General features: G+C 44.4%; 9 protein-coding genes. 6 read left to right on the top strand and 3 right to left on the bottom strand.

Translation table 11 applies throughout. The features are described 5' to 3' along the window. Nucleotides 1–2: 2 nt before the first annotated feature. Both ppk1 and RG47T_RS16300 read left to right on the top strand, forming a co-directional pair. Nucleotides 3–2,048, top strand: coding sequence for a polyphosphate kinase 1 (gene ppk1, locus RG47T_RS16305; RefSeq protein ID WP_074490454.1), 2,046 nt, complete (start codon nt 3–5; stop codon nt 2,046–2,048). 301 nt (nt 2,049–2,349) lie between these two features. After that, the gene (locus RG47T_RS16300; RefSeq protein ID WP_074493527.1) at nt 2,350–2,649 is read left to right on the top strand and encodes a hypothetical protein; all 300 of its coding nucleotides are present in this window, start codon (nt 2,350–2,352) and stop codon (nt 2,647–2,649) included. 2 nt (nt 2,650–2,651) lie between these two features. On the opposite strand, the gene RG47T_RS16295 is transcribed toward RG47T_RS16300, so the two are convergent. Further along, nucleotides 2,652–3,452 (bottom strand): M90 family metallopeptidase, encoded by an 801-nt coding sequence (locus tag RG47T_RS16295; protein ID WP_074490453.1) that lies wholly within the window; start codon nt 3,450–3,452, stop codon nt 2,652–2,654. Between the two features lie 116 nt (nt 3,453–3,568). Between RG47T_RS16295 and RG47T_RS16290 the strand changes: the two genes are divergently transcribed. The 4 genes from RG47T_RS16290 to RG47T_RS16275 all read left to right on the top strand — a co-directional run bounded on the left by RG47T_RS16290 (nt 3,569) and on the right by RG47T_RS16275 (nt 10,223). Further along, nucleotides 3,569–6,250 carry an alpha-L-rhamnosidase gene (locus tag RG47T_RS16290; RefSeq protein WP_074490452.1) on the top strand — a complete coding sequence of 894 codons (2,682 nt, stop codon included), beginning with the start codon at nt 3,569–3,571 and terminating at the stop codon, nt 6,248–6,250. A gap of 117 nt (nt 6,251–6,367) precedes the next feature. Next, a complete protein-coding gene (locus tag RG47T_RS16285) occupies nt 6,368–7,285 on the top strand; it encodes a sugar phosphate isomerase/epimerase family protein (protein ID WP_074490451.1) in 918 nt (305 codons plus the stop codon). Between the two features lie 49 nt (nt 7,286–7,334). Further along, on the top strand, nt 7,335–8,042 hold the full coding sequence (locus RG47T_RS16280; RefSeq protein ID WP_074490450.1) for a ThuA domain-containing protein: 708 nt from the start codon (nt 7,335–7,337) through the stop codon (nt 8,040–8,042). 21 nt (nt 8,043–8,063) lie between these two features. After that, nucleotides 8,064–10,223, top strand: a complete 2,160-nt coding sequence (locus RG47T_RS16275) for an outer membrane protein assembly factor BamB family protein (RefSeq protein ID WP_074490449.1) — start codon at nt 8,064–8,066, stop codon at nt 10,221–10,223. Between the two features lie 301 nt (nt 10,224–10,524). Here RG47T_RS16275 and RG47T_RS16270 read toward each other — a convergent pair whose 3' ends face one another. Together RG47T_RS16270 and RG47T_RS16265 are read right to left on the bottom strand one after the other, a co-directional pair. Continuing rightward, a complete protein-coding gene (locus RG47T_RS16270) occupies nt 10,525–12,411 on the bottom strand; it encodes a DNA topoisomerase IV subunit B (protein WP_074490448.1) in 1,887 nt (628 codons plus the stop codon). 123 nt (nt 12,412–12,534) lie between these two features. Then, nucleotides 12,535–13,131, bottom strand: a complete 597-nt coding sequence (locus tag RG47T_RS16265) for a hypothetical protein (protein WP_074490447.1) — start codon at nt 13,129–13,131, stop codon at nt 12,535–12,537. Nucleotides 13,132–14,261 lie beyond the last annotated feature (1,130 nt).

Genomic DNA, 14,261 nt, shown 5'->3' with positions numbered 1-14,261 from the left:
TGATGAAACAATACCGTTTTTTTGACCGCGACCTGAGCTGGTTGGGCTTTAATGAGCGCGTTATGGAAGAGGCCGCCAATACGCAGGTACCGCTATTTGAAAGGCTTAAGTTTCTGAGCATCTTCTCATCCAACCTCGACGAGTTTTACCGGGTACGCATGCCCGTAATAAGGGCGTTAAAAAAGATTGGCGAAAAGGATAATAACAACATTGATGCCGATGAGCAGGCGGGTGTTTTGTACCAGGCCATTAGCCTAATTAATACACAGCAAGCCCGTTTTGGCGAAATACTAACCCAGCAATTGTTGCCTGCCTTTAAGGCGCAAAACATCCACCTGCTGTATAATGAGGATTGCCCAGATGTTATTAAAAAACCAATAACCGAATATTTTTTGGCAGAAGTAATGGCTTTTTTGCAGCCGGTTTTGCTGAATGGAAAAACAGACTTTTTCCCCGAGAATAACAAGCTGTACCTGATTGTGCAGCTAAAGGACAAGCAGGGCCTGGAGCAGGTAATGATCCTGAATATCCCGTCTGATGAGTTGCCCCGCTTTTTTTCCGTAAAAACTGATGGTACACACTTTATTGTTTTTCTGGATGATGTGATCAGGTACAACCTGGATAAGGTTTTTGAGGGCTACACCGTTGAAGGCTGCTTTGCCTTTAAAGTAACCCGCGATGCAGAACTGGATTTGACAGATGATTATTCGGGCAGTTTATCAGACCAGATCGAAAAGCAACTCAACAAAAGAGATTTTGGCCTGGCCACACGCTTTTTGCACCAGCCCGGTATTCCGTTGCGTATTTTACATTTGTTAAAGCAGCAACTCAGCCTGCTCAATGCTACCAATATAGAAGGCGGCCGCTACCACAACCTTAAAGACTTTTTTTCGCTGCCGGTTAAAGGTCCGGATATGGCTTTCGAATCCTGGCATGCCATCAGTTCTGATGAAATAAAAACGGACGAAACACTGATAGCACAGATTGCCAAAAGAGATTTTGTAGTGCATACCCCGTATGAGAACTACGATACCATTCTGCGCTTTTTTAATGAGGCTGCCGTTAATCCCGATGTTAAAGAGATCTATATCACGCTGTACCGGGTTGCCAGTAATTCGCGCATTGTACATGCACTCATCAGTGCCGCCAAGAACGGTAAAAAAGTGCACGTAATGGTAGAACTTAAAGCCCGGTTTGATGAAGCCAATAACCTTAAATGGGCCAGGGTGATGAAGAATGCCGGTGTGCAAATCACCTACAGCGTTACAGCATTAAAGGTACATGCTAAGGTAGGCCTGGTTAAAATGGAACAGGAGGGCCGCATGGTATACGCTGGTTTGCTGGCTACCGGTAATTTTAATGAGAGCACCGCTAAGTTTTATACCGATCATATCCTGTTTACCGGTAACCGCGATTTGCTGAGTGAAATAGAACTTTTGTTTATGTTTTTGGCTAAACGCGAAAAGCCTTCCAAGTCAAGCACTATTAATTTTAAGCATTTACTGGTGGCGCAGTTTAACCTGCAAACTAAGTTTATTGAACTGATAGACCGCGAAATTGGATACGCCAAAAAAGGCCTCCCGGCAGCGCTTACCCTCAAAATGAACAACCTTGAAGAGCAGGTGCTGATTAGTAAACTGTATGAGGCATCGCAGGCTGGGGTTAAAATTTCGCTGATTATCCGCAGTATTTGCTGTTTGATCCCCGGCGTTAAGGGTATGAGCGAAAACATCAGCATCAAGCGGATAGTAGACCGCTTTTTAGAGCATGGGCGCATCTTTATCTTTAACAATAACGGCAACAAAGAAGTGTTTATGGGCTCTGCCGATTGGATGAACCGTAATGTTTACCACCGCATAGAGGTATGTTTCCCAGTTTATGACGAAGCCGTTAAGCAAGCCATGATCCAAATCATCGACCTGCAGATGCAGGACAATGTGCAGGCAGTGCAGCTTAATGAGCAAATGCAAAATATTCCAATCCTGGAAAAAGCGCCGTTCATGAGGTCGCAGGAGGCGATTTATAAATTGCTGTCCGGCAAAAAATAAAAGGCAGCGCACATCCCGGTGCGCTGGTCATAAAATGATCTTACCTGCACGGTAAGATCATTTTATTCATTATCGTAATCGATACAATCTTTTGATTTACAATATTTTAACTTGTGTATGTCTTTATATCACTAAAGTGTTGTGATTAAACGATATATCATGTTTTAGTAAATTTGATTTTGTTCTATCTATTTGACAGTCAGATTTATAGATAAATGGTATGTGCTTTGGCGTACATGTAATAAGATGAGACGTTTAGAAGCGTAAGTTTAATATTTACCGGCTATTAAAATTGATGGGTATGGAAAACTATACTACTAAAGCAGAGGCAATAATTGCTTTACAGGAGCGGGGTTACGATCAGGATTTTGTTTGGAAAGATGAGTACTTGTTTTATGTACAGCAAAGCGAAATGATTAAACCAGATGATTTTGAAATAACAGAAACTTACCGTTTTGAAGGCAAGCGCCGGCTATGCGATAACTACATTATATATGCCGTTCGGGGTATCAACAAAGATATTAGGGGCATATTGATGACCCCATACAGTGTTTACAGCAAACACAAATCTATCCATTTTGTGGAGCCGGCTAGGCGATAACCTTAAATAGGGCTACTATCCTTTGCCGGGTTTTGCGTAAATATCAGGCTCAGCAGGTCATAAAGCTCGGGGTGCTTGTGCTGCAATTGTTCCGGCTTTTCAAAAAAGTACTCAGATGCCACGGCTAAAAACTCGGCCTCGTTGGTTAAAGCGTAAGGGTTAATGTCAGATTTTCCGCTCTCTATTTTGTGCATTTCCTGGTGTATTTGTTTTAGCCAGGGCACGGTATATTGGTGTTGCATCAGCATTTCGGGGATGCCGTCTGTGGCGCCGTCTGCCTTATCAAGCAGGTGTACAAACTCATGGATGGCCGTATTCTCCTTGCCTGCCGAATCCGAAAATCCCTTGATTAAGGCGGCCCGCGAAAGCAGCATTTGCCCGTTCATGTAGCCCGAACCCACCATGCCCAGAATGTTACGGTTCTCGCCGCCCTCAAACTGAAAGTCGTTGTCGAAGGTATCCGGGTAAAGGATTACGTTGGTGAGGTTCTTGTATTTCCAGTCTTCCCCAAACCCAAAAATTGGGATCACTGCGCTGGATGCAACCAGTATCTTATCCAGTTCGGTTATCTCGGTGCCAACACCTTCAATGTGCACATATTGCAGAAAATTGTTAACCTTGGTTTCAAACTTTGCCTTGCCCGCTTCGTCCAGCCTGGCATAGTAGGCTACGTGCTGTTCCAGTAAGGGTTCATGTGTATCCGGTTCATCATCAATAACTTCGGTAGTGTTGGCCGTCGTTTTTTTGCGGATCAAAAAATAAACGATTACAACAAGCAGCAGGGCAGCAAGGGCGATATTCATGGGGCAAAAGGTAAGTATTTTAGCTGTATTAACAGGAAATAGTGTGCCTGGTTTTTTTTAGTATCGGTAATAGTTGGTAGCAATTGATTACTTATAATTGTACAAACAACATAAATATGCGCGTCTGCCTGACTAAGATTCTATATTGCATTATTATCCCGTTTGCTTTATTTACTACCAATGTTTATGCCGGGGCTGTCTGTAAACCGGTTGGCCTTAAGTGCGAATATTTAACCAACCCCATCGGTTTGGATGCCCCGCATCCCCGCTTTACCTGGTACATGCAGGATGCCAGATTGGGCGCTAAACAAACCGCTTACCAGATTGATATTTCTGCAGATTCTGCCGTGTTAAGCAAGGGAGACGGTACAATTTGGCATACCGGAAAGGTTAATTCTGCGGTTAATTTAGTTACTTATTTAAGTAATGCCTTAAAGCCGTTTACAAGGTACTTTTGGAGGGTTTATGTATGGGATAAGGACGGGGTAAGGGCAACATCTGCCATAGCCAGTTTTGAGATGGGCATGATGGAAACCCAAAATTGGAAAGGCGACTGGATCAGCGATACCAAAAGTAAGGAAGTAAAAGAAGCGCCTTATTTTCGGCAGATATTCCGGGCCGGGAAAAAAATAAAATCGGCAAGGGCTTATATGGCCGCCGCCGGTTTATACGAATTATATATCAACGGAAAAAAGATCGGCAACCACCGGCTCGACCCGATGTACACCCGGTTCGACAGGCGCAACCTATATGTTACCTATGATGTTACTGCTCAGTTGCAGCAAGGGCAAAATGCAATTGGGGTTTTATTGGGTAATGGCTGGTACAATCACCAGTCTACCGCGGTGTGGAACTTTCACCAGGTGGGCTGGCGCAACAGGCCTGCCTTTTGCCTGGATTTGCGTATTATCTACGAAGACGGTACCACTGAAACCATCACCACTGACCCTACCTGGAAATCGTCGCTCGGGCCGCTGGTTTTCAACAGTATTTACACCGCAGAGCATTACGATGCCCGCCGCGAAATGCCAGGATGGAACACCATTAACTATACCGATACCGCCAAATGGAAAAACGTTTACCTGCGCCAGGCACCATCGCGCAATATTGTGGCGCAGGCCATGCAGCCGATTAGGGATATAGAGCAGATCCAAGCTCAGTCTGTCAATAAGTTTGATAATAAAACCTATGTGTTTGACCTGGGGCGCAACATTTCGGGCGTAAGCAGGATTACTTTGCACGGCGATTCGGGTACGGTGATCCGCCTGAAACATGGCGAGCGTTTGTATAAAAACGGCCATGTAGATCAGTCTAACATCGATCTGCATTACCGCCCTACAGATGATACCGACCCTTTCCAAACCGATATTTATACCCTGAACGGCAATGGCGAGGAAACCTTTATGCCACGCTTTAACTACAAGGGCTTTCAGTATGTAGAGCTTACCAGCAGCAAGCCCGTACAGCTAACCAAAGAAAGTTTGACCGGGGTGTTTATGCACAGCGATGTGGCCCCAATTGGTACCATCAGCTCATCAAACCCTGTTATTGATAAAATATGGCAAGCTACCAATAACTCTTACCTCAGCAACCTGTTTGGCTACCCCACAGATTGCCCGCAGCGTGAAAAGAATGGCTGGACAGGCGATGCCCATATTGCCGTGGAAACCGGCTTGTACGGTTTTGATGGCATCACCATTTACGAGAAATGGCTGGCCGACCATCGCGACGAGCAGCAGCCTAACGGCGTACTGCCCGCCATTATCCCTACCAGCGGCTGGGGCTACTCCTGGGCGAACGGCCCCGACTGGACCAGCACCATTGCCATTATTCCCTGGAATATTTACATGTTTTATGGCGATAAAAAGCTACTGGCCGATTGCTATGACAATATTAAGCTATATGTAGATCACCTGGATAATATTACCCCAACCGGCTTAACCACCTGGGGGCTTGGCGACTGGGTGCCGGTAAAATCGGTTTCTCCGGTGGAGTTAATTACTTCGACCTATTATTTTACAGATGCCAGCATTTTGGCAAAGTCGGCAAAGTTATTAGGTAAGCAGGCAGATTATATAAAGTATACCGCCCTGGCCAACAAGATTAAAAATGCCATCAATAATAAATACCTTAACCGTACTACCGGTATATATGGCAAAGGCTTGCAAACAGAATTAAGCATGCCGCTGTACTGGGGCCTGGTGCCAGAGGAGTTAAAAGCCAAAGTTGCCGCTAACCTGGCTAAGCGGGTTGCTGCCGATAACTTCCATTTGGATGTTGGTATTTTGGGTGCTAAAGCCATTTTAAATGCTTTGAGCGATAACGGCTATGCCGACATTGCCTACAAAATTGCATCGCAGGAAACTTACCCCTCATGGGGTTGGTGGATAGTGAACAACGCCACCACGCTTTACGAAAACTGGAACATCGATGCAAAATCCGACATTTCCCTTAACCACATTATGTTTGGCGAAATTAATGCCTGGCTGTACAAAGGCATTGCAGGTATTAAGGTAGATCCTGCCGATCCCGGTTTTAAGCACGTGCTGCTGGAGCCTAATTTTGTGGAGGGGCTAAATAGGTTCGAGGCTAAACATACAGGGCCTTATGGCGAGGTTGTGTCTTCCTGGGAAAAGAAGGGTAAAAAGATAAGCTATCAAGTAACAGTCCCGGCTAATTCTACGGCTACTGTTAAATTTCCGTTGGGTAAAAAAGTGTACTCAGCTAATAAACCCTTGGCAATTAATGCCGGTTTGTACAACATCCCGGCGGGGAGTTACACCTTCGAAATTATGTAGCCAAACAGCAGGGTATTAATGGTTAAATAATTTCCGGATGCGTCAATAAAAACATTGTGTTTTATTGACGCATTGTTATTTTTAAGATATATTAGCTTTTATAAACCAATTAATACCATGTTAAACAGAAGAAACTTCCTGAAAAGCTCGGGTGTTATCGGCTTGAGTGCACTTTTTTTGCCACAGGCAGAGGCCGCTTTATTCAACGCAGCCAATCACCCGTTAGGGGTACAGCTTTATACCTTATTTAATACCATTGATGCCGATGTTAAGGGTTCGCTGAAAAAGTTAGCCGCCATAGGTTATAAAGAAATAGAGTCGGCATTTAGTAAACAGCCCGGTTATTACGGGATGACACCTAAGCAATTTGCAGCCTTGTGCAAAAGCCTGGGCCTAAGCTGGAAATCGCACCATGTTTTGGGTGCGCCGTTTAAACTACCCCCGGGAGCTAAAATGCCTTTAGGTGCCGATGGTAAGCCGATCAAGCTTTCGGCCGTTAAAAATCTGAAATATAACATGCAGGAACTGGTAGATCAGGCTGCCGAAGGTGGTGTCCCTTTCCTGGTATGCGCCAATACACCAACCGCAACAACCGCCGAGATTAAAAGCTCTATCGATGTGCTTACCAAAACAGGTGAGGCTTGTAAAAAAGCCGGCTTGCAGCTTTGCTACCATAACCACGATATGGAATTTAAGGCTGTTGATGGCAAATTACCTTATAATATGCTGCTGGACGAAATTAACCCCGAGCTGCTGAAAATGGAGCTCGACCTGGCCTGGGCTACCAAAGCTAAGGTTGATATCCCGGCCATGTTTGCCAAACATGCGGGTCGTTTCCCGCTGCTGCACGTTAAAGATATTACGGCCAATTCGGTTTTAGGACCGGTTGGCAGCGGTATTGTCGATTTTAAAACTGTATTTGCAAACGCGGCTGTAGGCGGTGTTAAGCACTATTTTGTAGAGCATGATATGCCTAAAGATGCTTATGCCAGTTTAACGCAAAGTTATAAGGCTTTAAGGGCTATGGGTTTATAGTAAAACTTGCTATATTGTTCTGCAATTATAAACCAATAGAAGAACATTTATGCGTAAGCTATTTTTAATGGCTGCTGTATGGCTAATGGCCATACCAGCCTTTGCTAAGTCTGTATTAATTTTCAGCAAAACAGCCGGTTATCACCACAACTCGATAGCGGCGGGCATCCCGGCCATTATTAAACTGGGGCAGGAGAACGGTTTCAGCGTGGATACCACAACCAATGCTGCCCTTTTTACCGAGAGCAATTTGAAGAAGTACGATGCTGTGATTTTTTTAAGCACCACTGGCGATGTATTGAATGATGAGCAGCAGGAAGCTTTTAAAAAATATATCGAATCGGGTAAGGGATTTGTGGGGGTACATGCCGCCACAGATACCGAGTATGACTGGCCCTGGTATGGCGATCTGGTAGGTGCTTATTTTAAAAGCCACCCCAAGCAACAACAGGCTACCTTCCACGTGGTAGACCGCAATTTTATTGCCACCAAACACCTGCCCGAAACATGGAGCCGGTTCGACGAATTATACAACTTTAAATACATTGCCAAAGGCTTGCACATCCTCATTACCATTGATGAGAAAAGCTATACCGGCGGCGAAAACGGCGATAACCACCCTATGAGCTGGTATCATGATTATGACGGCGGCCGTTCGTTTTATACCGAACTTGGGCATACTGATGAGTCATACGTTGATCCGCTTTATCTGAAGCACCTTTTAGGCGGTATTAAATACGCAGCACGCATTAAATAATACCAGCTGTAAATTAAACCCATGATCAATACCCATAAGTTATTCATCGGCGTGCTCGCCGGGGTCATTTTATCGTCGTGCAATCAGCCAAAAACCAAAGATACTGATGGCTGGCGTGTTTACGGCGGCAATAAGCAAAGCACCCGGTATTCATCGCTTACGCAGATAGATACCAATAACGTAAAGGATTTGACGGTGGCGTGGACGCACCATACCCATGATGCCGATACTAATGCGCACTCGCAAATTCAGTGTAATCCAATTATTGTGGATGGGGTGCTGTATGCCACAACGCCGCATTTAAAACTGGTTGCACTAAACGCCGCAACAGGCGAGCAGAAATGGGCGTTCGACCCCGATCAGCAGAATATTACCAGCACCAGCCCTAACCGTTTTGCCTTGAATAATAGCCGCGGCGTTACCTATTGGGAAGATGGCGACGACAAGCGGATCATCTTTTGCGCGGGTTCATTCATTTACGCTGTTAATGCCGTAAACGGACAACCCATTAAAGATTTTGGCAGTGATGGTAAGGTTAATATGCATGATAACCTCGATAGGGTGGTGAAGGATGCCTACATTACTGCCACCACGCCGGGCATTATTTATAAAGACTTATACATTGTTGGTAGCCGGGTTAACGAAACCTCAGACGCGGCACCGGGCCATATCCGCGCTTATGATTTGCGGACAGGTAAATTCAAATGGATTTTCCACACCATCCCGCACCCCGGCGAAAAGGGGTACGAAACATGGGATGATCCCAACGCCTGGAAACATATTGGCGCGGCCAACTCCTGGAGTGGTTTTAGTTTGGACGAAGCACGCGGATTACTGTTTGCACCTACCGGATCTGCCGCGTTTGATTTTTATGGCGGCAAGCGAAAAGGGGCAGGGCTTTATGCCAATAGCCTGCTGGCTTTAGATGCCGCTACCGGGAAACTGGTTTGGCATTACCAGGTGATCCATCATGATGTTTGGGATAAGGATCTGCCAACGGCACCGTCGTTAGTTACCATTAGAAAGGATGGCAAAAATATTGATGCCGTAGCCCAGCCAACCAAACACGGTTTTATATTTGTGCTAGACAGGGCAACGGGCAAACCATTATTCCCGGTTGATGAAAAGCAAATGGATATCCACACCGAACTGGTGGGCGAGAAACTTTGGCCCACACAACCAATCCCCCGTTTACCGGAACCATTTGCCAGGCAATCACTATCTGAAAAAGACATTAACCCCAACCTTTCTGCCGATGAAAGGGCCGATGTGCTGAACCAGTTGAAAGGCTACCGTTATGGCAGTATGTTTATCCCGCCGGGCAAGCAGCCTTCGGTAATATTTCCCGGCTTTGATGGCGGTGCCGAATGGGGTGGACCTGCTGCCGACCCAACCACAGGCTGGCTCTACATTAATGCCAACGAAATGGCCTGGGTATTAACCATGATAGATGCAACCAAACAACCAACAGGCGCAGAAGATTTCGGCCAGGCCGGTCAGCGTTTGTTTGCCCAAAACTGCATGGGCTGCCACGGGCAGGACCGTAAAGGCTCGGGTAATTATCCCTCGCTCATCAACATCAACAAAAAATATCGCGATGAAGAGATCCTAAACCTCATTGCCAGCGGCAGGCGCATGATGCCCTCCTTTAAGCAATTAAGTTTGCAGGACAGGCAGGCCGTTGTATCATTCATCACCAATAATACAACCAACCAAACCAGGAAGTTTACCGAAGCCAAAGCGCCAATAGATACCTTCCTGAACCTGCCTTACCAGATGACGGGTTATAAGAAATTTTTAAGTAAAGACGGTTCGCCGGCCATAGCACCACCCTGGGGAACGCTGAATGCCATTAACCTGAACACCGGTAAACGTGAGTGGCGCATCCCACTGGGCGACGACCCTAAAATTAAAAACGCCGGCACCGAAAACTATGGCGGCCCGGCAGTAACCGCCGGCGGGCTGGTATTTATAGCTGCCACAAAAGACAGTAAGATAAGGGCTTTCAACAAAACCACGGGCAAACTCCTCTGGCAAGCCGACCTACCCGCATCCGGCTTTGCCACACCAAGTATTTACGAGGTAGATGGCAGGCAGTATGTAGTAATTGCCTGCGGAGGCGGTAAGTTAAAAACAAAATCGGGCGATGCCTATGTGGCGTTTGCTTTGGCAGGGAAATAAATAGGTTGCGATTACGTATTGAGTTTTCTTTGTCATTGCGAGGTACGAAGCAATCTCGTAGCTATACAGATCGAAACTACTAACGACGAGATTGCCACGCTATCGCTCGCAATGACAAATTGTAAAAGTTAAATAAAGAGTGTTGGTCGCAGAAATAGATGAGTTATTAATAGATGATGATGCTTAGTGAAGTGCAACAGCAAAATTTAGATATAGATTAATAGGAGGGGTGTGTTTCTACTCTATATATGTAGCAGAAACACACCCCTAGTTCATCTCAAAAGGCAATAAGATTTTTATACTAAGCAACCTCCTTCACCTCTTCCTCTTCAGCTAGTATCAACGGGTTTACACTTTCATCATCCTTTTCAACACGCAGGTTTTGTACAATGTGCTGCTGGCGGGTTGGGGTGTTTTTGCCCATAAAGTACTCGAGCATGCCTTTAATGTTGGCATCTCTAAGTATTACCGGGTCCAGGCGCATATCCTTACCAATGAATAGCCCAAACTCATCGGGCGAAATTTCTCCCAGTCCTTTAAATCGGGTAATCTCCGGCTTGTTGCCTAATTTGGCTATGGCGTTACGGCGTTCTTCGTCGCTGTAACAGTAAATGGTTTCTTTTTTATTACGCACCCTAAATAACGGCGTCTGCAGGATAGATACGTGCCCGGCCTTTACCAGATCTGGGAAAAACTGTAAAAAGAAGGTCATCAGTAACAGACGGATGTGCATCCCATCCACATCGGCATCGGTAGCTACTACAATATTATTGTAGCTTAAGCCATCCAGGCCGTCCTCAATATTAAGGGCATGTTGCAGCAGATTAAATTCTTCGTTTTCGTAAACCACCTTTTTGGTTAGTCCGTAGCAGTTTAAGGGTTTACCCTTTAAGCTAAAAACAGCCTGGGTTTGCACATCGCGCGATTTTGTGATCGATCCGCTTGCCGAATCACCCTCGGTAATAAACAAGGTGGTATCACGGCGGCGCTCGTGGTTATCGCTAAAATGCAGCTTGCAATCGCGTAATTTACGGTTGTGTAACGATGCCTTTTTAGCGCGCTCGTTAGCCAATTTTTTAATGCCAGCAATATCCTTACGCTCGCGTTCTGACTGCAATATGCGTTTTAAAAGTGCATCGGCAGCCGCCGGGTTTTTGTGCAGGTAGTTATCCAGTTCGGTTTTAACAAAATCATTAATAAAACCACGAACGGTAGGCCCGTCTGGTGCAATATTTTGCGAACCAAGCTTGGTTTTAGTTTGCGACTCGAATACCGGCTCTTGTACCTTTATGGCAATAGCCGCCACGATAGAGCCGCGCACATCGGCAGCATCAAACTCTTTTTTATAAAACTCGCGGATGGTTTTCACCACCGCTTCGCGGAAAGCTGCCTGGTGGGTACCACCCTGGGTAGTATTTTGTCCGTTTACAAATGAGTAGTATTCTTCGCCATATTGCTGGCCGTGCGTCATGGCTACTTCTATATCATTACCCTTAAGGTGAATGATGGGGTAACGCAGTGTTTCGGCATCGGTATTACGCAGTAAAAGATCGTGAAGACCTTTTTCTGAAAAGTATTTTTGTCCGTTAAAATTTACAGTGAGCCCGGCATTCAGGAAAACATAGTTCCAGATCATGTTATCCACAAACTCGGGGATAAAACGGTAATGGCGAAAGATGCTTTCGTCTGGTATAAAGTTTATAGCGGTACCATTACGTTGCGTAGTTTCTTTTTCGGCTTCTTCGCGCACCAGTTCGCCTTTGGCAAATTCGGCTATCTTGGTACGGCTATCGCGGTATGATTGTACTACAAAGGTTGACGAAAGCGCATTAACCGCCTTGGTACCCACCCCGTTTAAGCCTACCGATTTCTGGAAAGCCTTGCTATCGTATTTACCCCCGGTATTGATCTTGGATACGCAATCAATAACCTTTCCCAAGGGAATACCACGGCCATAATCACGAACAGAAACTTTATGGTCGCTCATGTTGATATCGATGGTTTTACCCGCCCCCATCACAAACTCATCTATCGAGTTATCTACAATCTCTTTCAGCAGCACATAAACACCATCATCATAGGCAGATCCATCACCCAGCTTACCGATGTACATACCGGGGCGCAGGCGGATATGCTCTTTCCAATCGAGCGATCGTATACTATCCTCACTATAATTTACTTCTTCCATGATGCTTTTTTTGGGTTGGGACGTTCTAGGTCGAATATACTAAATTTCGATAATACATACCACGCTTGTAACCTTGCGTCAAAGGTACAACGCGAAAGCTATTACATCAAACATGTAACGCTATTACTTAAATTTAATGCAGTTGCGGGCTTTATCTATGTATTTGAAAAACTCGGGGCCTTTGTCGTTGGTTAAACAAATGGCCATTATGGTGCCTGTGTGGTCTTTTTGCAGGGTAATAACCAAGGCATATTTATAATGGCGCGTAACCGGCGAATCGCTCAGGTTAACCAGGTATGATTTGCCGGCATCGGCATTGTATTGGGTAAGTATGCGCTCATCCAGATTACGGGTAAAGTAGGCATTATCTGCGCTAAAAACAGATACCTGTTCTTTAGCAATATTAATATAAGCCGAATCGGCATTGGCATAATATTTAGTGACCTGTTTATAAGGCTTTATCTCAAACCAAACCTCAAACTCCTGGCCTGGTAGGGTAATCCCATAATCATAAGCTACATCCTCATTGTTTACGGGGGCAATTTCTTTAAAACCTTCGGGAAGTGTAAATGCAATGTTTGCTTCGGTGGCTAAACGGCAAAATTCTTTCATTTGCCTGTCAACCTGCGCGTATTTGGTTTGCGCACAGGCCTGCCGGCCGTAACCAAACAGACACACTAACACAAACAATTGCTTAAATAGCCTTAGGGTAGCTTTCATTAATTATAACAATGGTAATAGGTAGATCTTAAATCCGAACGAATAACATATATAAATTACATTCGGTATCGTAACGCTAAAACAACTCATACATAACAAGTATAAAGCCAAACCCCACCTGGTTTAGCCACTTGTTTTTTAAAGCACACATATCGCATTTTAAAAAGACGATTTTGCATCATTATGGTTACACATTATGATATGCAACCTTTTTAACGAGACCAAGGCGAAAAAGGTTAATACCAGCATTTAAAAAATGACACCATCAAAAGTTATTTCGATTGCCATAATTGGGTATTATTTTCCCCTTATTTCCCCATTAAAGAATTTGATGATATTTAACAATAGCTCCTCATATATAAATTTATGTGCTTAAGTTTATTGCACTTAATTTTTTAAATAAAAAAAAGAACGGATATTTTAACTGGTGCTTAAACTTAGGCCGGCAAAAATAGTTCAATATTACATGGCAGATTCCGGCATGTGCGTAAGCAGTATCAATTATATGGCGTATTGATTGCTCCAAGCCCCGTTCGTTATACCAATACGATTTAATTAAAAGGAATGATACAAATAGTCAAAAACTAATTATCAGCCAGCCATAACTTTTTTCAGCTAATAATGGCCTAATAAATGCAAGCAATTCTTACTGCATAGTATAATTATTGTTGCGCAATACTATCTAATTTAATTAGTCAGGTATTAGGAGAGTTACTTTGCAGTTGGGGCATAACTGCAATTTGCCCCGGTATAATCTATGCGTATACAACCACTTAAAGGATTAAATTAGCCTCGCTAATACCTTAAAGTAGGTATTATTACATTTTTGCAGGTTTTATGTGTATTTTAATACCATAAACTTTATAAGCGTTATTTTTACTGATGTTAATTTAAAAAGCCAGACCAATATATTAATGACCCCTCCTGCTTATAACATAGCCCGAAAACCTTATTTAATTATTGACAACTACTCCGGTGTTATGAAGATACTTGCTGTGCTACTTTTATTGTTACCTTTTGGGAGCTTCGCCCAAACGCAAACAGCCGAGCAATTAATAAAAAGCGGGAATACCAAAGCCAACCAAAAAGATTACCAGGGAGCCATAGCCGATTTTACGCAGGCTATAGAA

Origin of the sequence: Mucilaginibacter polytrichastri (genome assembly GCF_001911425.1) — a bacterium.
Classification (GTDB): domain Bacteria; phylum Bacteroidota; class Bacteroidia; order Sphingobacteriales; family Sphingobacteriaceae; genus Mucilaginibacter; species Mucilaginibacter polytrichastri.
The sequence above is the reverse complement of the archived record's forward strand: the minus strand, read 5'-3'. Positions and strand labels throughout refer to the sequence as shown.